Below are 20,157 nucleotides of genomic sequence, written 5' to 3'. Positions count from 1 at the left end.
CAGTGGGGTCGGTGCACGTTCGCTCGGGTACCCGAGCGAACGGCCGGTCAGAGCGCGTCGGGCGGGGGTTCCTCGGGCGACATCGCAGGCGTCGCGCCGACGATGCGGTCGCGGGAGATGACCGACTGGAGCGCGCGCAGCGCCGACGTCGTCTCGCCGCCCCACGACGACAGGAACGAGAACTGCCACCACCACAGCGCCTCGATCGGACGACCGGCGCGCGCGTGCTGCATGCCGTGGGCGAGCGCGGCGGCAAGGGAGATGACGTCGTCGGAGATCCGGTACGCCGCCGGCGCGGCCGGGTCGTCGAACGGGTCGAAGACCTCGACGTACGTGTCGAACCCGTCGAGCACCGAGGCCAGACGGACGCGGACGTCGTCGAGATCGATGTCGGGACCGATGTCCGGCTCGTAGCGGTCGGGTGGGACCAGGCGCGGCATCGCCGCCATCCGCGCCCCGATGGTGAGCGCGCGGCTCACCTCGACGAGAAGGCCCGCGACGACCTCCTCGGGATCGGTCATCCCGTCGAGCGAGCGCAGCCCCTCGAGCACGGCCTCGACGTCCTCGGCGAACGCGTTGCCCACCGCCGCCAGCTCGTCGTCCGTCGTCTCGCTCACCCGTGCCTCCGTCCGTCAGTCCGCCCAGCGTCAGTCGACCGTACGGCGTCCCTCGAAGGCACGCCCGAGGGTGACCTCGTCGGCGTACTCGAGGTCACCGCCTACGGGTAGTCCACTGGCCAGACGCGTCACGCGCAACCCCAGCGGCTTGAGCATGCGGGTGAGATAGGTCGCCGTCGCCTCGCCCTCGAGGTTGGGGTCGGTGGCGAGGATGACCTCGGTGATCGCATCATCGGAAAGGCGCTGCATGAGCTCCCTGATGCGCAGGTCGTCGGGTCCGCGGCCATCGATCGGCGAGATCGCCCCTCCGAGGACGTGGTAGCGCCCGCGGAACTCACGCGTGCGCTCGATCGCGACGACGTCCTTGGACTCCTCGACGACGCACAGCACCGAAGGGTCGCGCCGCGGATCCGCGCAGATGCGGCACGTCTCGGACTCGGCGACGTTGCCGCAGATCGCGCAGAACCGCACCTTCTCCTTGACCTCGGTGAGGACCTCGGCGAAGCGGCGTACGTCGACCGGGTCGGCGTCGAGGAGATAGAAGGCGATGCGCTGCGCGCTCTTCGGGCCGATGCCCGGGAGCCGGCCGAGCTCGTCGATCAGGTCTTGGACGACCCCTTCATACATGCGTCAGAACCCGAGCGCGCCCGCAGCGCCGCCGCCACCGAGGGCGTCGCCACCGCCGAAGCCACCCGCGAAGGGGCCCAGCTTGTCGGCCGCGAGCTGCTCGGCCTGGTCGTTGGCGTCACGGACCGCGGCCACGACCATGTCGCCGAGGAGCTCGGCGTCGTCCGGGTCGACGGCCTCAGGCTTGATCTCGACCGAGATCAGCTCGCCGGTGCCGGTGACGGTGGCCTTGACCAGCCCGCTGGCGGCCTCACCCGTGACCCTGGCCCGGCTCAGCTCCTCTTTGGCGGCGAGCAGCTGCTCCTGCATCTTCTGGGCCTGCTCGAGCAGCGCAGACATGTCGGGCATGCCGCCACCTGGCTGGCCGAGCCCGCCGAAATCATCACCGAACACCGGGACGTCCTCACGTGTCGTACGACCGACGGCACCGCCGCCGGATGTGCGACTCCAGCCTACCGGCGGGCACCGTCAGACCGGCCGACGCGGCGCATGCCGCTCGCGACCAACCCGGCGACGAGCCCGACCACGGCGCCCGTGAAGAGGCTGCTCCCGAACGTCGCCGTGCGCAGCAGCGTCTCCTCCGCCCCCGCCGGGAGGTCGCCCTCCAGCGCCCCGCCGAGTGCCGGATCGTCCTCGAACGCCGAGTCCCACATCAGGTTGTGGCCGACGCCGAGCCCGATGCCGTACAGGAGTCCGACGACCACGAGCGTCGTGACGGGTGACGGGACGCGCGCTCGAAGGGCGACGAGGACCCAGACCGCAGGCGGCCCGAGCGCGAGCACGGCCATGGCGAGCGCGCCGACGTCGACCCCGAGGTCGTGCACCACGACGCGAGGCAGCGCAAGGGCGGCCAGCAGGAGGATCGCCCACACGGGGAGGCCGAGCCGAGGGCGGCCCATCACCGCTCACCCCGAGGACCGCGCGACGCCTCGATGGTCAGGCGGGGCAGGGCACGGTCCAACCAGCGGGGGATCCACCAGTTGCGGTCACCGAGCAGCTCCATGACCGCCGGTACGAGCACGAGCCGCACCAGCGACGCGTCGATGAAGACCGCGAACGCGAGCCCGAACCCGAACAGCTGCAGCTCACGGCTGGACCCCAGCACGAAGCTGCCGAAGACGCACACCATGATCGCCGCGGCCGCCGAGATGACCCGCGCCGTACGCGCGAGCCCCTCGGCCACGGCGGCCGCGTTGTCGCCCGTACGGTCGTACTCCTCGCGGATGCGGGACAAGAGGAAGACCTCGTAGTCCATCGACAGTCCGAAGACGATCGCGATCAGCATCATCGGCACCCACGCTTCGATGGGCGCGCTGGCGCCGAGATCGAGCAGCTCGACACCCCACCCCCACTGGAACACCGCCACCACCGCCCCGAACGCGGCACCGAGTGAGAGCAGGTTGACGAGCACCGCCTTGATCGCGACCGCGAGCCCGCGGAACACGGCGACAAGCAACACGAGCGCCGCGCCGAGCACGACCGCAAGGAAGAGCGGAAGGCGCTCCGCGGTGTAGTCGGCGAAGTCGACCGCCGCCGCCGTCGCCCCACCGAGCGCGACCTCGAGCCCGTCGCTCGCGGGCACGACGTCGTGGCGGATGCGGTGCACGAGGTCGGTCGTCGCCTCGTCCTGCGGGCCTGTCGTCGGGATCACCTGGAGAAACGCAACGTCACCCGCAGCAGAGAACACCGGTGGAGTCGTCGCGGCGACACCTGGCGTTGCTGCCAGCGTGTCGGCCAGGGTCTCCACCTCGTCAGGACCGGCACCCTCCTCCAGCGCGGCCGCGACGACCAGCGGGCCGTTGGCGCCTGGGCCGAAGCCCTGCGCCACGAGGTCGTACGCCCGTCGGCTGGTGTCGCTGGTCGGGCGCGTGCCGGCGTCGGAGAACCCGAGCCGCAGGTCGAGGACCGGAAGCGTGAGCAGGACGAGCACCGCGGTCGCCGCAAGGGCGGCCGGCCACGGCCTGCGCTGCACCACACGGCTCCACCGGCGGGCGAGACGTCCGCCGTCGGAGGTCGTACGACGCCGGTGCACCGAGAGCCGGTCGATCCGCCGGCCGGTGATCGCCAGCATCGCGGGCAGCAGCGTGACGGCCGCCAGCATGGTGACGAGCACCGAGCCCGCGATACCCATGGCGACCCCGGTGATGACCTTGAGGTCCATCAGCACCAGGCCGAGCGAGGCGATGACTACTGTCACACCGGCGAACAGGACCGACCGGCCGGCGGTGCTCTGCGCGAGGACGACCGCGCGAGCCGGGTGCGCGCCAGCCGCGAGAACCTCCCGATAACGCGTGACGACGAGCAGCGCGTAGTCGATGCCGACACCGATCGCGATCATCGCCGCGACCGGGGCGGCAAAGCTGGGCATGTCGACGGCCCGCGCTCCGAGTCCCACCAGGGCGACGCCACTCGCCGCTCCGACGACACCGACCAGGATCGGCAGCACCATCGCGAACACGGACCCGAAGGCGAAGAGCAGGATCACGATGGCTGCGAGGACGCCGATCATCTCGCTCGGCGGGCCGCTCTCGCTCTCCTGCTCCGCACCGAGGCCGCCGACCTCCACGGTCAGCCCGTCGGAGGCGAAGGTCTCGCGCAGGTCGGCCAGGTCGTCCCGAAGCTCCGCGGTCGCCTCCGCGTCCTGGGTGGGCAGCCCGACCGTGACGTAGCCGGTCGTACGGTCAGGCGAGAGCTGGTGGGCACCCTCGGGGGCGAACGGACCGACGACGCTCGCGTCCGGGACGCGGTCCGCGACCTCGTCGACCATCGACGCCACCTGCTCACGCACCGGCGCCTGGTCCAGCCCGTCCTCGCGGTGCAGCACGAGCTGTGCCTGCGTCCCGGCGCCGGACGAGAACCCGCCGGCCTCCAAGATCTGCACGGCGCGGTCGCTCGGCGACCCGGGCAGCTCGTAGTCGTCGCTGGTCTCACCTCCGAACGTGCCGGACAGCGCCGACAACGCCACCACGACGAGGATCCACCCCACCACCACGAACCATCGCGCGCTCTGGCAGGCGCGAGCGAGTCTCTCCATGACGTCCACTTCCCTCTCCGGCGTTCGACACGTCGCCGATCAACCACGCGTCGATCGACCACGCTAGGAGCGCGGGAAGGCCGGATCAGTCCCTCAGGAGCGACAGTCCGATCGCCTCTGGACGTACGCGGCTCAGGGTCGCGTCAGTCGACGAGTCCGGCCCGGTGTGCCAGCACGACCAGCTGGGCTCGGTCACGGGCGTCGAGCTTGGTGAGCAGACGGCTGACGTACGTGCGCGCCGTCTCGCGGGAGAGGAAAAGGGCCTTGCCGATCTCCTCGTTCGTCAGCCCGAGGCCCACCTGGGTGAGCACCTCGACCTCACGCTCGGTGAGCCCGGCGAGCTTCTCCTCTCGGGTCTTGCGGGTCGGGAGCCGAGCGACGCGGTCCATCAGCTGGCGCAGCACCCCCGGCGCGATCTGGGCGCGCCCGTCCGCGGCGTTACGGACCGCTCGCCGCAGCTCGTCGGCGTCGATGTCCTTGAGCAGGTAGCCGTTGGCCCCCGCGGCGATCGCCTCCACCACGTCGTCTCCGTCATCGAAGGTCGTCAGGACGAGCACCGGTGTCTGCGCGAGCAGCGGCTCGGCCCGCATCGCCCGGATCGCCTCCGCCCCGGACATCACCGGCATCTGGAGGTCCATGAGGACGACGTCCGGCCGAAGCTCCCGCGCCACCCGCAGCGCCTCGCGGCCGTCGCTCGCCTCGCCGGCGACCGTGATGTCGTCGGTGTTCTGCATGATCGCGCGCAGCCCGTGCCGCAGGAGGACCTGGTCGTCGACGAGCATCAGCCGGATCACGGGGCGCCCCCGGCCGTCACCGGCATCGTCGGGATCGAGGCCTCCACGACCCACCCGCTCGCGCCGGCGTCGACCTCGAGCGTGCCGCCGAGGTCCGTAACCCTCTCCCGCATGCCGCTCAGGCCGTGCCCAGGCCGGATCTGCGGGGGTACGGCGGCCGTACCGTCGTCGACGACGCGGACGCCGAGCAGCCCCGGCTCCCGCAGGCGCACCCGCACGCTGATGCTCCGCCCGTTCGAGTGACGCAGGGTGTTCGTGATCGCCTCCTGGACGAGGCGGAACGCGGCGGCTCCGACCTCGGGCGCCACGTCGACCGGATCCACCTGCACGTCGACGGCGTACCCGGCGGCGGTGGGCGCGGCCCCGAGGCGGCCCACCTGGTCGAGTCCCGCGTCGGGCTCGAACCGCCCGCTGCCCCGCAGCACGGCGACCGTGCGCCGCAGGTGGGACGACGCGTCGGTGATCGACGACCGTACGAGCTCGTGGGCGTCGTCGCGCTCTTTGGCGTCGCCGGCCTCACGGGCGACGACGGAGTAGAGCGAGGCGACCGACAGCGAGTGCCCGATCGAGTCGTGCAGCTCACGCGCGAGCCGCATCCGTTCCTCCCGCCCCTCCACGACCTGGTCCAGCTCGCCCTGGCGGGTGAGCAGGCGCGAGACCTGCTCGGTCCGCCGCCGCAGGTGCCGCCCGACGCGGACGCTGTGCCCGAGCGCGATCGCAGCGGCGATGAGGGCCGCGTGCGTGATGAACTCGTACCCGACGACCAGAGACACGTTCTGGCCGGTCGCGACCCGGTATGCCGTTGACAGGCCGAGCGTGAGGGTCCCAGTGACGATGGCCGCGCGCAGATGGCCCATCTCCGCGGCCGAGTAGAGCGCGGCCGCGATCGGCACCGCGACGCCGATCGCGGGGAGGCCGGCCGCGTAATAGCTGAAGAAGCCGAGCGTCGTGAGCACGAGCACCAGCACCGGGTGGCTTCGCCGGATGAGCATGAGGAGACCGAGCCCGGCGGCCCACAGGTACGCCAGCGGGTTCACGTCGCCCGCGCGCCCCTCGTGGGAGCTGGCGACGACGGCCAGCACGACCGCGACGCTGACGCACAGCAGCACGTCCGTCCTGCGTGGGGTCATGATCGCCGTTCTCACACGATGATGCTAGGGCGGCGGGGGCGACGGCGCGGTCGTCGACGAGCGACGGTCGGGTCTCCTGCGAGCGACTCATCCCGTGGATGAGCGAGCCACGCGATACATGACCGTTGACATGTGCCATCGCCAATGTCACACTCCCTCGCATGGCCGACACCGCCCTGTACGACGCCCTGCTCGCCGCCGAGCAGCGCCCCGCCGGCGGAGCCGCACTCGACCAGGTGATCGGCATGTCCGTCGCCTCTGCGGTGATCTTCGCGGGCCTCCTTTGGATCGCCTGGGCGCACCGGACGCGTCGCATCACCTGGCTCCAGCGCCTCAGCGATCACGCCGAGCAGCGCCTCGGCCGTCCGGGTTGGGTCGCGGTCCCCGGCGGCCTGCTCGCGCTCGCCCTCGTCACCGCGTTCCTCGGCTTCATCTGGGACGTCAGCCTGCACGCCGGCGTCGGCCGCGACGAGGGCCCGTTGGCCAACCCGGCGCACTACCTGATCCTCGTCGGCCTCTTCCTCACCTTCATCGCCGGCGCGACCGCGATGGTCCTTCCCCTCGACGAGGTGCCCGGGCCCGCGGCGGTCAAGATCACCCGCGCCTGGCGCGTCCCGGTCGGCGGTCTCCTCGTCGCAGGGTCTGGCCTGTACGCCCTGATCGGCTTCCCGCTCGACGACGTCTGGCACCGCATCTTCGGTCAGGACGTCACGCTGTGGGGGCCGACCCACCTCATGCTCATCGGTGGGGCCGGGCTGTCGCTCGTCGGCATCCTCACCCTGCTGCGGGAGGGCGACCTCGCCCAGGGCAAGACCGTCCAGTCGCTGCGCGAGCTGCGCGTACGCATCGCGTACACCGCCGCGTTCGGCGGACTCCTGATCGGCCTGTCGGTGTTTCAGGTCGAGTACGACTTCGGCATCCAGCAGTTCCGTCAGCCGCTTCACCCGATGATGATCGCGGCGGCCGCCGGCCTGGCTCTCGTCGCGGCCAGGCGCGTGCTCGGCGCATGGGGCGCGATCCTCGCCGTGCTGTTCTACCTCGCGGTGCGGGTCGGCACCGCCGTCATCGTCGGCCCCGTCCTCGGAGAGGCGTACAACGTCTTCCCCCTCTATCTCGGCACCGCCATCGTCGTCGAGCTGCTGGCTCTGATCGCCCCGCTCTCTCGCCGCCGGCTGCTCTTCGGCGCGGTCGCGGGCCTCGGCCTCTCGACCGTCGGGCTCGCCCTCGAGGGCCTGTGGGTCCAGGCGGCGTTCGTCCTCCCCTGGACCAGCGGCATGTGGCTCGAGGGCCTGCTGATGTCGGTTCCGGTGGGGGTGCTCGCCGGCATGGCGGGAGCCCTGCTCGGGACGGCGCTCACGACCGGCGACATCCCCGGCAAGGCGGTGTGCCGGACGATCATCGTGGCCGGCGTCGTCGCGGTGTCCGTCTCGCTCGGCAACGGGCTCTGGGCCACCGTCCCCGACGCGAGCGCGACCGTCCAGCTCACCGACGTCGACGCCGACCCTGCGACTCGTACGGTCGAGGCCCGCGTGACGTTCGACCGGGTCGACCTGCCCAGCGACAACCCGACGTGGGTGCAGATCACGGCGTGGCAGGGCGGCGGCGAGGGCGTCGTCGTGGACCGGCTCCGCGAGACCGCGCCCGGCGTGTGGGAGACGACTCGGCCGGTGCCCGTCCACGGCACGTGGAAGACCCTGATCCGCGTGTCCGACGACCGCATCCTCGCCGCGGTCCCGATCTGGATGCCCGCCGACGAGGCGATCGGCGCCGAGGAGCTCGCAGCACCGGCGACGTTCACCCGCGCCTTCGTCCCGGAGACCTCGATCCTCCAGCGCGAGAAGAACGCCGATCATCCGGCGTGGCTCTGGAACGCCGCCTGCACCGTCGTCGCGATCTGCTCGCTGCTGCTGATCTGGTCCCTGTCGTGGGGGGTGGCCCGGGTCGCCCGTTCGACGCCCCGCAGCACGCCCGCCGAGCGCCGCGCGGACGACCGACCACCCGCGCTCGTCTGACATGCCTCCCGATGCGATCCTTCTCGCGCACCACCCCCTGCTCCTCGCGGTCCCGGCGTTCGTCCCGGCGATCGCGATCACGCTGGTCGTGCTCGTGATCGCCAAGCGCGACCGCATCGCCGAGGCCCGCGAGCTCGCCGCGCAGGAGGCCGACACCGACGACCACATCGCCCCGCCCGTCCAGGAGGACGACCGATGACCCCGCCCCGTACGCTCACCGTTCTCGCTCTCGGCCTCGCAGGCATTCTCACGCTCACGGGCTGCGGCAGCCAGAGCGCCGGCTCCGCGAGCGCGGTCGAGACGGAGCCCCCTGCATCCGTCTCGTCGGCGACCGCGGCCACGCCGTCGGGATCTGCGACGCCGACGCTCGACGCGGAAGGTCTCGTCATCGTGGTGAGCATCGCCGGCGGCAAGATCCGCCCGCTGGGCAAGGCGTACGACGCCGAGGTCGGCGAGACGATCACCCTCGACGTCACCTCCGACACCGATGACGAGCTCCACCTCCACGCCGAGCCCGAGCAGACCTTCGCCGTCACCAAGGGCACGCGGTCGTTCACCTTCGAGGTGGACGTCCCCGGCAGCGTCTCTCTGGAGTCCCACCACCTCGGAGGGACGATCGCCACGATCGACGTCCGGCCTTGACGCTCATCGACGGCACAGTCTTCGCCCACGGGGTCGGTGGGTCCACCGACCTCCCCCTCCCGTTGGCGTACGCGATGGTCGGCGCCGCCTGGGCGCTGGCCCTCTCCTTCGCCGTCCTCGCACTCGCGTGGCGGCGTCCCCGTCTCGACCCGAGCACGCCCGGGATCGCGCTGCCGCTGTGGATCACCCGCACGGTCGACAGCGGCCCCTCCCACGCCGTCCTGGGCGTGCTCGGCGTCGGGTTCACCGCCTGGGTCGCGCTCGCGGCGTTCGGCGGTGAGCCCGGTCCCACCAACGGAGCGCCGGGCGCGTTCTACGTGCTGCTCTGGGTGGGCATCGTCCCGCTGTCCCTGCTGTGCGGGCACGTCTGGGCCTACGTCTCGCCCGTACGAGCACTCCACCGCGCCGCCTGCTGGGCGTTGCGGCGCGACCCGGCGACGGGTGTGTGGGCCTATCCCGCGCGGCTCGGCTACTGGCCCGCCGCCTCGGGCCTGCTCGCGTTCGTGTGGACCGAGCTCGCGTCGCCGGACCCCGGCGCGCTGGAGACCGTACGGGTCTGGCTCGTGGCGTACGTCGTCGTCGGGGTGCTCGGCGGGCTCGCCTTCGGCCGGCGGTGGTTCGAGCGAGCGGACCCGTTCGACGTGTACGCGGCGTTCGTCGCCGCGCTGTCGCCGTTCGGACGACGCTCACCGGATGACCGCCGGATCGTCGCCCGCAACCCGCTGTCGAACCTCGCCGGCCTCCCGGTCGACCGCGGCATCGTCGCCGTCGTCGCGGTGCTGCTCGGATCGACCGCGTTCGACTCCGCGCTGGGCACGTCGTGGTGGATGACGGAGGTGCAGTCCTGGTACGCCGGGTCGCCGGCGCTCGCCGTCTCGTACAAGTCCCTCGGGCTGGTCGCGATGATCACGCTCGTCGGTGGCATCTTCGTCCTGGCCGCACGCGCGACCGGCGGGCTCGCCGGGGTCCAGCGGCGCGCGATGCCGGGCGAGCTGGCGCACTCGCTGGTGCCGATCGTGGTCGGGTACGTCGGCGCGCACTACCTGTCGTACCTCGTCGAAAAGGGTCAGCGCACCGTCATCGCCCTCGCCGACCCGCTCGACCGCGGCTGGGACCTGCTCGGCCTCGGCGGTCTCGAGGTCTCGTACTGGTTGTCCGAGCACCCCCACCTGCTCGCCGTCCTCAAGGTCGGGCTCGTCCTCACCGGCCACGTCCTCGGGGTCATCGCCGCGCACGACCGCTTCATCCGCCTGCTGCCTCGTGCGCACCACCTCACCGGCCAGCTCGCGCTGATGCTGGTGATGGTCGGCTACACGTTCCTCGGGCTGTTCCTCCTGTTCGCGGGGTGAGGGCGGCTGTCCGGCGTGTGGGCCGGGGTTCCTAGGCTGGTGCCTGTGGATCGCCCCGAAGGACCCGCCGTCACGGTGTGGCTGTTCTTCTTCGTCGTCGTCTTCCTGAGGGCGCAGGCGACGTACTGGATCGCGCGGGTCGCCGCCGTCCAGGTGCTCACCCGCCCCCATCCGACCGGCGGTTTGCGAGCCCGCACCCACGACTGGCTCGAGGGCGACTCGGCCCAGCGCGGCGCCGATGTCGTACGACGGTGGGGCGCGCTCGCGGTGCCCGTCTCGTTCCTGACCGTCGGTGCGCAGACCGTGATCAACGCGGGCGCGGGCGTCGTCCAGATGCCGTTCATGCGCTATCTGCTCGCGATGATCCCCGGCTGCATGGCGTGGGCGCTGGTGTGGACGACGATCGGGATGTCGGCGTTCTACGCGGCGGTCGGTGCCGGTCTGACGACGGGGTGGGGCATCGCGCTCGCGGCGCTCACCGTCGTCGGCGTGGTCGCCGCCGTGGTCGTGTTCCGCCGCCGCTCACGGGCTCGGGCGTAGGGGTCACGCTCGAACGTCTGGGGACAGGAAGTTCGCGAGGAGATCGTGCCCACGCGGGGTCAGGATCGACTCCGGATGCACCTGCACGCCCTCGACCGGGTGCTCGCGGTGACGCACGCCCATGAGCACGCCCTCGGCGTTCCAGGCGGTCGGGACCAGCGCATCGGGGAGGCCCTCCACGATGAGTGAGTGGTAGCGCGCCGCGACCAACGGCCCGTCCATCCCTGCATACACGCCGAGCCCGTCGTGGTGGATCAGCGACGGCACGCCGTGCACCGGACGCGGCGCCCGCACGACCCGCGCCCCGTACGCCTCGCCAATCGCCTGGTGCCCGAGGCAGACGCCCAGGATCGGCGTGGACGAGCCGAACGCACGGACGGCGTCGACGCTGACACCGGCTCCGGAGGGCGCGCCCGGTCCGGGCGAGAGGACGAGGTGCGTGAACGCTCCGGCACGGCGCATCCGCTCCAGCGCGTCGACGTCGACCGCGTCGTTGCGCACCACGGTGGCCTGGGCACCGAGCTCCCGCACGTACTGCGCGAGGTTGTGCACGAACGAGTCGTAGTTGTCGATGAGCAGCACCCGCGCACCCGCCCGCGACGAATCTTGAGGAGTTGCGCCCACGAGCGGGGCCGAATCCCTCAAGTTCGGTGGGGCCGAGGTATCGAGGCTTCGCAACCAAGCGGTCGTACGGCCGGGAGCGCGCTGCACCACGCCCTCGACCTCCGTCACGGCACGGACCCGGCCGATCGCGTTGGTGACGAACAGCTCCATCGCGCCGGCGAGCTCGGCGAGCGCGATCCGGCGCTCGTGGACCGGCACCGCCCGCGCGCGCAGCAGCCCGAGGACCACCTCCCGCGTCACGCCGGGCAGGATCCGCCCGTCGAGCGCCGGGGTGTGGACGCCGTCGTCGAACACTGCGAACACGTTGCCCCGTCCGGTCTCCAGGACGCTGTCGTCCGTGTCGACGAGCAGCGGGTCGCGCGTCGGCGTCCACGGCGCGCCCGGAAGCGTGTCCAGCAGCGCGCGGTCGCGCCACTTCGCGTCGCCGAGGCCGCCAGGGACGACGACGGGCCGCAGGGTCCACGGGTCCGACGGCACGACTCCGGCCGGTGTCGTACGGACGTCGACGGCGCCCGTACGGGGATCGAGCGCCAGCCGCAGGCGGTGCGAACCGGCGAGGTCGGTCGCGGCATCACCCGCGCGTAGGGCGAGGTCGTCGGCGTCGAGCGCGATGCCGTACACCGCCCGCGCGGCATCCGCGAGGCGCGTGAGGTGTCCGTCGAGGTCGACGGGGACGCCGTCGCGGACGAGGAGCGTGTCGAAGATGCCGGAGGCGGGGTCGGGGGGACGGTCTCGATACACGGCTCGCCCTGGGGGGCTCGCCGCTCCTCGACCCACGGGACCCGAGCTCGCCGCTCCACCGGCGAACGTCCCGCCCACGGCACGCAGGAGCGGGGTCGCCTTCGTGAAGCACTCGCGCAGCTCGTCGTCGGGGTCGGAGTCCGCGACCACACCACCGCCGACACCGAGCCATACGTGCTCGCCGCGCACCTCGAACGTCCGGATCGCCACGTTTGCCTCGAGGCCGCGCGGCCCCGCGTAGCCGACCGCGCCGGTATAGACCTCCCGCCCCGTCGCCTCCAGCTCGCCAATCACCTGCATCGCGCGGACCTTCGGCGCGCCCGTGACCGAGCCGGGCGGGAACGACGCCCGCAGCACGTCGGCGTCACTCGTCCCCGGGAGCAGCACCGCCTCCACGTCCGACACGAGGTGCCACACCCCGGCGTGCGGGCGCGGCGCCGCGGTCGCCGTGACCTCCACGGTGCCGGTCCGGGCCACGCGGCCGAGGTCGTTGCGGACCAGGTCGACGATCATCACGTTCTCGGCGCGGTTCTTCACCGAGGCCGCGAGCTCCGCCGGGTCAGAGTCCGCCGGCGCCGTCCCCTTGATCGGCGACGACACCACGCGGTCACCGGTCCGGCGCACGTACAGCTCGGGTGACAGGCTCACCACCGTGCCCGTACGACCCGCGACGAACGCCGCGTACGCGGGGCGCAGCTCCTCGACGCCCGCGAGGAACATCTCGAGCGGGTCGCCGCTCAGCCGAGACTCGAGGCGCAGGCAGATGTTCGCCTGGAAGATGTCGCCCGCGTGGATGTGCGCGATCGCCCGCCGCACGGCCTCACGGTGCGCGTCGAGCCCGGGCACGGCGACGAACGGCTCGAGTGCGTACGGCGCCGCAGCCGGCTCGGGGCCCGCCAGCAGCGCCGCCAGCGCGTCCCACCGTCGCTCGGCCGCCTCGGGCGCGGCCACCGACTCGAACCACCACACCCCGTCCGGCTCGCGCCGCAGCACGGTGTCGTAGCGCGCGAGGTCGGCGTCGGGCAGCGGGTACGGCCGCGGGGGCGCCTCGCCGATGTCCTCGAGCCGGGCGCCGAGCGGGTATCCCCACCAGCCGATCCACGTGCCCGCCGCCGTCGCCGACGCGGCGGCGCCGTCCGCCGGCCCCGTCCCGAGATCGAACGGATCCTCGTCGGCGCCGAACAGCCGGTCGGGCTCGTACGCGACGAGATCGTGCCCGTCGTCCCACGCCCCGACCAGGGCCACGAGCCGGTCGCGGTCGCGGAGCCGGCGCAGCAGCGCACCGGTCGCGACCGGCCCGACCCGCCGGCGCACGGCGGGACCGGTCATCCGGCCGGGAGCTCCTGGGGCCCCACGACAAGCCGCGCCTCCTGACGCAGCCACGTGTCGACGACCTCGTACGCGCGCTTGCGCGGGCCCTCGGTCGACAGGAAGACGTCGTGACGCGCTCCCTCGATCGGCACCACGTGAGTGTCGCCGCCCAGGCAGCCCGACCAGCGCGCGATCTGGCGCACGTCGAGCACGGCGTCAGCGGAGTCGACGGCGTCGGAGTAGTCGCTCGCGACGTGGCTGCGGGTCGAGCGCAGGACGAGCGCGGGCACCCCGATGTCGAGGCCGCGGTGGAACCGGGCGTGGGCGAGCCGGATCGCACGCAGCCACCCGAACGTCACGGGGAAGCCCGAGATCGGCTTCCAGGCGGTGTTGAACTCCCACTCACCGAAGTGCGATGAGGCCAGGCTCGCCCCGTACGCGTCGCCGGGCGGCAGCTTGATGACGGTCGTCGGCTTCACGCGACCGACGAGCTTGACGACCTCGGTGCCGACCGAGCGCAGGTAGCGCGCGCCCTGCAGGTCGAACCATGGGCTGTTGAGGATCAGCCCGGCGACCCCGTCACCGCGCTCCCCAGGCGTACGGCGGCGGTCGAGCCACAGCGGCAGGATCAGCCCGCCGGTCGAGTGCGCCGCGAGCACCACGTCGCCGGCCTGCTCGGCGCGCACGATCGCCAGCGCCCGCTCGAGCTCGGCGTCGTACAGCGCGAGGTCCGAGACGAAGTGTGCGGTGTGCCCCGGCTGCAGCGAGCGACCGCACTTGCGGAGGTCGAGCGCGTAGAACGCAAACCCGCGCGCCGCGAAGAAGTCGGCGAGCTCGGTCTGGAAGAAGTAGTCACTGAACCCGTGGACATAGAGAACCGACCCGGTCGGCGTCTCGTCGGCGTGCGGCACGCGGCGTACGAGGGTGGCGTCGATGCGGCCCTCGCCGTCGGGGTCCTCGCCCAGGTCGATGCGGTGCTGCTCGTACCCGGGGCCCAGCACGTCCGGCTGCCAGCTGGTCATTGGCGCTCCTCTCGCGGCCGCTCGCCCGCGACCTCCACGTCGAAGCGTACGGGGAGGCGCGGACGAGCGGCCACGGTCTGCCGTGAGTCAGCCGACCTTCTCGAACGGGGTCGGCGTCGCCCCCGTCCAGCGGTAGAGGTCGAGCGCACCGGTCTGCTTCTTGATCCCGTCCTCGACGACGGGACCGCCGGAGGCCCCGTAGAAGTAGCCTCCTCCGACCGACACGAGCCCGTACGACGCGTCGAACGTCCACCCGAAGGTCGACGACGCCGGGTCGTACTGCCCGGCAGGCAGCAGCGACAGGTGGTCTCCGAGCTCCGGCTCGGCCTGCCCGCGCACGACCGCCTCGTACGGGGGACGGTCGCCATCGACGACGAACAGCGAGTAGTTCGGGTAGCCCGGCTTGGTGCCCTTGTAGACCGCGAGGAACCAGTGCCCGGACGCTTCGTCGTACTCGAGGTTCTGGACCCCGTACGTGGTGTTGCCGGTGAACACGAAGTACTTGTTGCGGACCTCGCGCGGCCCGCTGCGGTGCGGCGCGTCCTGGACGAGCGGCTTCTCGTAGCGGCGCCAGCTCGCGACGTCGTACTCGAGCAGCACCTGGTTGTCGTTGTCGATGCGGTCCTTGTGGGCATACACCCCGTATGCGACGCGCAGCACCTGCTTGCCCTTCGCCCTGCCCCTGTCCTTGCCGGCGGCGGGGCCGAACGCGACACCGTCGATGCCGCTGCTGCCGTAGCGGTGATCCGCCGTGTTGCCGGTGTCGCCGTCGAACACGCCGTCACGGTCCATGTCGGCGGTGAAGTCCTCGACGACCTCCGGGAGATAGACGGTCGTCATGATGCCGTCGGTCTCGGCGTCCATGCCGATGCGGTCGATCTTGGCGCCGTCGAAGATCGCGATGTAGAAGGCTTCCTCGGCCTTGTACTCCAGCGACCCGTAGACACGGCCGTCGTGCGTGTTGAGGTCGAGGTCTCCGAGGTGGCCCGTGAGACCGGTGACTGTCCCGAGGACGTTGCCTTCGAGGTCGGTCTTGACGAGCACCTGGGTGAACGACCAGTAGACGACGCCCTCATGCTCGTCGATCGCGGCGCCCTGGACGTGGCTCGTCGGCCAGGCACCGCCGTCGATGTGGCGTGGGAGTACGGGTGGTTTGACCGGTGCGCCCGCGCGGGCGTCTGTGGAGGCGGCGGGGCCGGTCGTACGGTCGGCCGCGGGTTCGGCGACGGCGGATGCGGTGGGTAGGACAAGCGCTGCGGCTGCCAGGAGGGCGGCCCCGGATCGTGCGATCGAGTGGCGCATGGATTCCTCTCGTCGGTGTGCTTGTGCACATCGAACCTAGAGGAGTTGGCGACAATCCGACATCGAGGCGACGAGACGACAAACCTCCGACGACGCCCGCGTCGCCGACCTCAGTCGTGCGGGATCTCGCTGATGACCTGCGCGCCGAGCGTGCGGCTGAGGAGCTCCTCGTGGCTCAGGCCGTCGTTGTCCATCGCGGGATCGTCGGCACGCGCGTGATGGTCGGGGTCGTACGCCTCCGGGCGACCGGAGTCCTCGCGCAGGGTCGCGCGGGCGGCGGCGATCGCGTCGGCGCTCGCGCGCTCCGGTCGCGTCGGGGCAGGAGGCACCACGGAAGCGGTGGGCGCCTCGGGCGCAGCCCCTTGCGACGACTCGGGCGGAGCCGCAGCCGCCGGCGCCGGGGACTCCGGTGGACGCTGGTGCGGCGCAGGTGTCGGAGGCAGAGCGCCCCCTGCGGCGGACGGGTCGACGACCGCCTCGACACGCCACGTCCCGCCGAGGACCTCGGAGAGTGCGGTGCCGAGGATGCCGTCCGAGCCGCTGCGGGCGAACGAGTCGCGCGCACCGGCGTTGACGAGACCGACGGTGACGGTGTTGCCCTCGAGCGAGTGCACCTGGGCGTTCTGGCTGAGCATGACCCAGGTGAACCGCCGCAGCGCGCGCACCTTGTCGAGGATGTCGGGCCACAGTCGGCGGACGTCGGCGACTCCGACCGTGCCCGGCGTCGCGGGCGGCTGCTCGGCCCGTGCCTCGACGGGAGCCGCTGCAGGTGCCGCTGCGGGTGTGGGCGTCGGCGCCGGCGCCGTCGACGCAGGGGCCGCCACAGGCGCGGGGGCCGGCGCCGGCGTGGGAGCAGTAGCGGGAGCCGGAGCTGGCGCAGCAGCCTGCGGGGCGTCGCCCACCATCGCCAGTCGTCGCTCGATCCTGTCGAGCCGCGCCTGGATACCGTCGGGCGTGGCGTCAGCACCGGGCAGGAGGATGCGCGCACAGACGAGCTCGAGCAGCAGCCGCGGCGCCGTGGCCCCGCGCAGCTCGGTCAGCCCCGCACTGACGACGTCGGCAGCACGGGTCAGGTCGGCACGGCCGAAGCGCGCGGCCTGGTTCTCGATGCGCTCTGCACGGTCGCCGGGGATGTCGATGAGGCCGATCGAGATCGCGTCGGGCACGTTCGCGACGATCACGAGGTCGCGCAGGCGCTGGAGGAGGTCCTCGGCGAAGCGGCGCGGGTCCTGCCCCGTCTCGACGACCTTGTCGACTGCGGCGAAGACCGCTCCACCGTCTCCCGCGGCAAAGGCGTCGACGACCTCGTCGAGCAGCGAGTCAGGCGTATAGCCGAGCAGCGCCGCGGCGAGGTCGTACGTGACCCCCAAGTCGTCGGCACCGCTGATCAGCTGGTCGAGCACGCTCAGCGTGTCGCGAACCGAGCCGCCGCCGGCACGGACGACGAGCGGGAGCGCGGTCGGCTCCAACGGCACCCCCTCCGTACGGCCGAGCTCCTCGAGGTACGAGGTGAGGACCTTCGGCGGGACGAGCCGGAACGGGTAGTGGTGGGTCCGCGAGCGGATCGTGCCGATGACCTTCTCGGGCTCGGTCGTCGCGAAGATGAACTTGAGGTGCGGGGGTGGCTCCTCGACGAGCTTGAGCAACGCGTTGAAGCCCTGGCTCGAGACCATGTGGGCCTCGTCGATGATGTAGACCTTGTAGCGGCTGTTGACCGGGGCGAAGAATGCCCGCTCGCGCAGGTCACGCGCGTCGTCGACACCACCGTGGCTCGCGGCGTCGATCTCGATGACATCGATGCTGCCGGGGCCACCGCGCGCGAGGTCGCGGCAACTCTGGCACTCACCGCACGGGTCGGCGACAGGAGCACGCTCGCAGTTGAGGGCGCGCGCGAGGATGCGGGCGCTCGTCGTCTTGCCGCAGCCGCGCGGACCTGAGAACAGGTAGGCGTGGTTGACGCGGTTGTTGGCCAACGCGTGCCGCAGCGGCTCGGTCACATGCGTCTGGCCGATCACCTCGGCAAAGGTCTCCGGGCGATACCGCCTGTACAACGCCATGGGTTCGTCCACGCCTCAACCCTAACGATCGCTCCTGACGGTCGACGGGGACCGCTGGCTATACGCAAGGCCCCACGACACGTCGGCGTCGCGGGGCCTTCCGGGGGTTTGCTTCCTCGCACGGCGCCCGAGGCGCACTTGCACTGTCCTACCGTGCAGTTCGCGCACCGTGCAAGGGTCAACGGCGACTTTTTTCACTATTCAGAGGGTCATGCACAGGCACTGCGTGACCATCCACAGACAAGTGCTGTTCATCCACATTTTTCCCACAGGCTGCCCACACGGCCTTGACACCCCCAGCCCGTATCGCGCTCACGTCGAGTGCTCGCGCGCGGGAGCCCGCCCGTACGTGACCGCCTCGACGACCTCCTGCGGCGCCCTCTCCACCAGCTGCCGGTCGGGTTGTGCGCCCAACGCGTCGTTCACCGTCGCGTAGGCGAGCCGGAACGCGACGAACACCGTGGCCTCGAGGACCGCGCGGTCGTCCAGGCCGACGGCGCGCAGCCGCGCGACGTCGTCGGGCGTGGTCGCGTTGGGGTCGCGGACGACGCCAGCGGCCCATGCGGCGAGCGCCGCAGTGCGCGGGTCGAGGGCGTCCAGCCGCGCCTCGATCACCGCGGCCGCGGTCGCCGGGTCGGTGAGCCCGGCGAGCCGACGACCCCACGCGAACGAGCAGTACGAGTCGCCGCGGGCCGAGGCCGCTGCCACCACGAGGACGGCCCGGTCCTCGTCGGTGAGCGTGCTGTCCGTGGCGACCGCGGCACGTGCGGCGGCGAACGCGTCGTTGACGTCGGGCCGCCAGGCCCACAGCCGCGTGAGGTTGTCTACGTAGCCGCCGTCGTCGCGGTCCGCGGCATACATCGCGGTGACGGCATCGGCGTGGGGAGGTTCGTCGAGGAACATCCGACCAGCATGGTCCCGGCACGGGTCTCGCAGGGGGGTCAGGACATGAAAAGGTCCCTCGCGCACCCGATAGAGCTCACTTACCCTTGCTGCCTTCCGGCCCTGGGGGAGTTGGGCGAGATATCGCCGCGCGAGGGACTTCCGTCATCCTACCGACACCGACCAACGGCGTCGTCGTCGGGCTACACCGGGCCCGATTCACGGCCGCGTCGCGCGAACAGGTAACCTGCTCGCGGAGGATTCGCATAGTGGCCTAGTGCGCACGCTTGGAAAGCGTGTTGGGTTAACGCCCTCAGGGGTTCGAATCCCCTATCCTCCGCCAGGTGATCTCACGAGATCGACAAGAGGCCGGGCTCCAGACGGGGCCCGGCCTGTTGTCTCTCCGGATCTGGCCTTCTGGCGCCCTCACTGCTCGTGCCCAGCAAGACACCGCTGATCGGCAGCGCCCGGTCACCATGTGTGCGGGTGTGGCGATGGCCAGCGGCACCATCCTCGAGCGCACGTGACGAGCGACCGCCCTCCACACCGCGCCACGCGCGCCCGCGCACGCGAAGGCGCCGTGGCCCGCCTGACTACACTGCAGTGGTGATCTTCCGAGGAGTGGGCGAGGGCAAGCCGTACCCAGAGCACGGCCTGACCCAGAGCCAGTGGGCGAAGCTGCCTCCGCAGCAGGTCCGACTGGACACGCTCATCACGATCAAGCGACAGCTCGATCTGGCCAGCCTCCTCGACGAGGACTCGACGTTCTTCGGCGACCTGTTTCCGCACGTCGTCGGTTGGCAGGGCGGGCTCTACCTCGAGGACGGTCTGCACCGCGCACTGCGTGCAGCCCTCCAGCAGCGCCAGGTGATGCACGCTCGCATCTACACGATGGACAGGTGACCATGAGCCGGGGGTTGCGCACGTTCCTGACGATGTCGGTGCTCACCGCCGTCCTCGTCGGCGGCACCTACATGGGTGTCCGCCTGCTGTTCGCCAAGCCACCGAGCCTGCCCGAGGTCGCGGCCAACACCTGCCGCAACCGCACGCTCGAGCCCGGCGAGCAGCTCTCCACCAACCAGGTGCGGGTCAACGTCCTCAACGCCGGCGGCCGCTCCGGCATGGCCAACCGCACGATGATCAACCTGCAGACCGCAGGCTTCCTCCCGGGAACGATCAGCAACGCGCCGGAAGACGCCCGCATCGCCAACGTCCGTGTGGTGGCCCGCGAGCCCAACCGCGTCGACGCCCGCCTGGTTGGCGCGCAGTTCAAGGGCAAGGTTCAGTACACGAAGGGCGCACCCGGCGACGACGCGAGCGTCGAGGTCCTCATCGGCAAGAAGTTCGCCGGCATGAAGAAGAAGCAGATCGAGTCGATCAAGGCCAAGAACCGCGTGACGATTTGCGTCCCGGACCTGACCGAGCCGGTGTCCTGACGCACGTCCGTGTCCTGACGGCCGAGGTGGCCGCCAG

The 20,157-nt window shown here is 71.7% G+C and carries 19 protein-coding genes, 1 tRNA gene, 1 other RNA gene and 1 pseudogene; 8 read left to right on the top strand and 14 right to left on the bottom strand.

Annotation, left to right across the window (positions count from 1 at the left end; translation table 11 throughout):
• Positions 1–47 precede the first annotated feature (47 nt).
• From HCT63_RS02460 to HCT63_RS02430, 7 genes are all read right to left on the bottom strand, one after another.
• On the bottom strand, positions 48–617 hold the full coding sequence (locus HCT63_RS02460) for a DUF5063 domain-containing protein (RefSeq protein ID WP_167001163.1): 570 nt from the start codon (positions 615–617) through the stop codon (positions 48–50).
• A gap of 30 nt (positions 618–647) precedes the next feature.
• A complete protein-coding gene (recR, locus tag HCT63_RS02455) occupies positions 648–1,244 on the bottom strand; it encodes a recombination mediator RecR (protein WP_167001161.1) in 597 nt (198 codons plus the stop codon).
• Positions 1,245–1,247: 3 nt separating this feature from the next.
• A complete protein-coding gene (locus tag HCT63_RS02450; protein WP_347877914.1) occupies positions 1,248–1,637 on the bottom strand; it encodes a YbaB/EbfC family nucleoid-associated protein in 390 nt (129 codons plus the stop codon).
• 59 nt (positions 1,638–1,696) lie between these two features.
• Positions 1,697–2,143, bottom strand: a complete 447-nt coding sequence (locus HCT63_RS02445) for a hypothetical protein (protein WP_167001159.1) — start codon at positions 2,141–2,143, stop codon at positions 1,697–1,699.
• Positions 2,143–4,278, bottom strand: coding sequence for an MMPL family transporter (locus HCT63_RS02440; protein WP_167001157.1), 2,136 nt, complete (start codon positions 4,276–4,278; stop codon positions 2,143–2,145). Before HCT63_RS02440 ends, HCT63_RS02445 begins: the two co-directional genes overlap by 1 nt.
• 143 nt (positions 4,279–4,421) lie before the next feature.
• Complete coding sequence (locus HCT63_RS02435; protein WP_182397129.1) at positions 4,422–5,072, bottom strand: response regulator transcription factor; 651 nt, start codon at positions 5,070–5,072, stop codon at positions 4,422–4,424.
• On the bottom strand, positions 5,069–6,202 hold the full coding sequence (locus tag HCT63_RS02430; RefSeq protein WP_167001156.1) for a histidine kinase: 1,134 nt from the start codon (positions 6,200–6,202) through the stop codon (positions 5,069–5,071). Before HCT63_RS02430 ends, HCT63_RS02435 begins: the two co-directional genes overlap by 4 nt.
• A 161-nt stretch (positions 6,203–6,363) precedes the next feature.
• On the opposite strand from HCT63_RS02430, the gene HCT63_RS02425 reads away from it, so the two are divergent.
• From HCT63_RS02425 to HCT63_RS02405, 5 genes are read left to right on the top strand one after another with little or no spacing between them, the layout of a single operon-like run.
• The gene (locus tag HCT63_RS02425; protein WP_167001154.1) at positions 6,364–8,214 is read left to right on the top strand and encodes a hypothetical protein; all 1,851 of its coding nucleotides are present in this window, start codon (positions 6,364–6,366) and stop codon (positions 8,212–8,214) included.
• Position 8,215: 1 nt separating this feature from the next.
• Entirely contained in the window at positions 8,216–8,413 is a 198-nt protein-coding gene (locus HCT63_RS02420; RefSeq protein ID WP_167001152.1) for a hypothetical protein, read from the top strand.
• The gene (locus tag HCT63_RS02415) at positions 8,410–8,856 is read left to right on the top strand and encodes a hypothetical protein (RefSeq protein WP_167001150.1); all 447 of its coding nucleotides are present in this window, start codon (positions 8,410–8,412) and stop codon (positions 8,854–8,856) included. The genes HCT63_RS02420 and HCT63_RS02415 overlap by 4 nt, the downstream gene beginning before the upstream one ends.
• Entirely contained in the window at positions 8,853–10,205 is a 1,353-nt protein-coding gene (locus tag HCT63_RS02410; protein ID WP_167001148.1) for a hypothetical protein, read from the top strand. The genes HCT63_RS02415 and HCT63_RS02410 overlap by 4 nt, the downstream gene beginning before the upstream one ends.
• Before the next feature lie 45 nt (positions 10,206–10,250).
• A complete protein-coding gene (locus HCT63_RS02405) occupies positions 10,251–10,745 on the top strand; it encodes a VTT domain-containing protein (protein ID WP_208322228.1) in 495 nt (164 codons plus the stop codon).
• A 3-nt stretch (positions 10,746–10,748) separates the two neighbouring features.
• Here the strand turns inward: HCT63_RS02405 and HCT63_RS20750 are convergent, their stop codons facing one another.
• The 7 genes and pseudogenes from HCT63_RS20750 to ffs form a co-directional block, all read right to left on the bottom strand.
• A complete protein-coding gene (locus HCT63_RS20750) occupies positions 10,749–11,327 on the bottom strand; it encodes an aminodeoxychorismate/anthranilate synthase component II (RefSeq protein WP_347877919.1) in 579 nt (192 codons plus the stop codon).
• A gap of 150 nt (positions 11,328–11,477) precedes the next feature.
• Positions 11,478–13,439, bottom strand: a pseudogene (locus HCT63_RS02400) (aminodeoxychorismate synthase component I); the annotation flags it as partial.
• A complete protein-coding gene (locus HCT63_RS02395; protein ID WP_167001144.1) occupies positions 13,436–14,443 on the bottom strand; it encodes an alpha/beta hydrolase in 1,008 nt (335 codons plus the stop codon). The pseudogene HCT63_RS02400 and the gene HCT63_RS02395, both read right to left, overlap by 4 nt.
• A gap of 87 nt (positions 14,444–14,530) precedes the next feature.
• A complete protein-coding gene (locus HCT63_RS02390; protein WP_167001142.1) occupies positions 14,531–15,745 on the bottom strand; it encodes a hypothetical protein in 1,215 nt (404 codons plus the stop codon).
• Positions 15,746–15,855: 110 nt separating this feature from the next.
• Positions 15,856–17,802 carry a DNA polymerase III subunit gamma and tau gene (locus HCT63_RS02385; protein WP_167002239.1) on the bottom strand — a complete coding sequence of 649 codons (1,947 nt, stop codon included), beginning with the start codon at positions 17,800–17,802 and terminating at the stop codon, positions 15,856–15,858.
• Between the two features lie 312 nt (positions 17,803–18,114).
• Complete coding sequence (locus HCT63_RS02380) at positions 18,115–18,705, bottom strand: hypothetical protein (protein ID WP_208322226.1); 591 nt, start codon at positions 18,703–18,705, stop codon at positions 18,115–18,117.
• Between the two features lie 46 nt (positions 18,706–18,751).
• Positions 18,752–18,848: signal recognition particle sRNA small type (gene ffs, locus HCT63_RS02375), an RNA gene on the bottom strand.
• A 91-nt stretch (positions 18,849–18,939) separates the two neighbouring features.
• Between ffs and HCT63_RS02370 the strand changes: the two genes are divergently transcribed.
• The 3 genes from HCT63_RS02370 (at position 18,940) to HCT63_RS02360 (ending at position 20,120) form a co-directional block, all read left to right on the top strand.
• Positions 18,940–19,027 (top strand) — tRNA-Ser (locus tag HCT63_RS02370).
• 263 nt (positions 19,028–19,290) lie between these two features.
• Positions 19,291–19,587 carry a type II toxin-antitoxin system VapB family antitoxin gene (locus HCT63_RS02365; RefSeq protein ID WP_167001140.1) on the top strand — a complete coding sequence of 99 codons (297 nt, stop codon included), beginning with the start codon at positions 19,291–19,293 and terminating at the stop codon, positions 19,585–19,587.
• Positions 19,588–19,589: 2 nt separating this feature from the next.
• The gene (locus HCT63_RS02360) at positions 19,590–20,120 is read left to right on the top strand and encodes a LytR C-terminal domain-containing protein (RefSeq protein WP_243842911.1); all 531 of its coding nucleotides are present in this window, start codon (positions 19,590–19,592) and stop codon (positions 20,118–20,120) included.
• The last annotated feature ends 37 nt before the right edge of the window (positions 20,121–20,157 follow it).

The sequence above is a fragment of the Mumia sp. ZJ430 genome (assembly GCF_011751845.1).
Classification (GTDB): domain Bacteria; phylum Actinomycetota; class Actinomycetes; order Propionibacteriales; family Nocardioidaceae; genus Mumia.
This window is presented reverse-complemented; position numbering and strand designations above follow the sequence as displayed.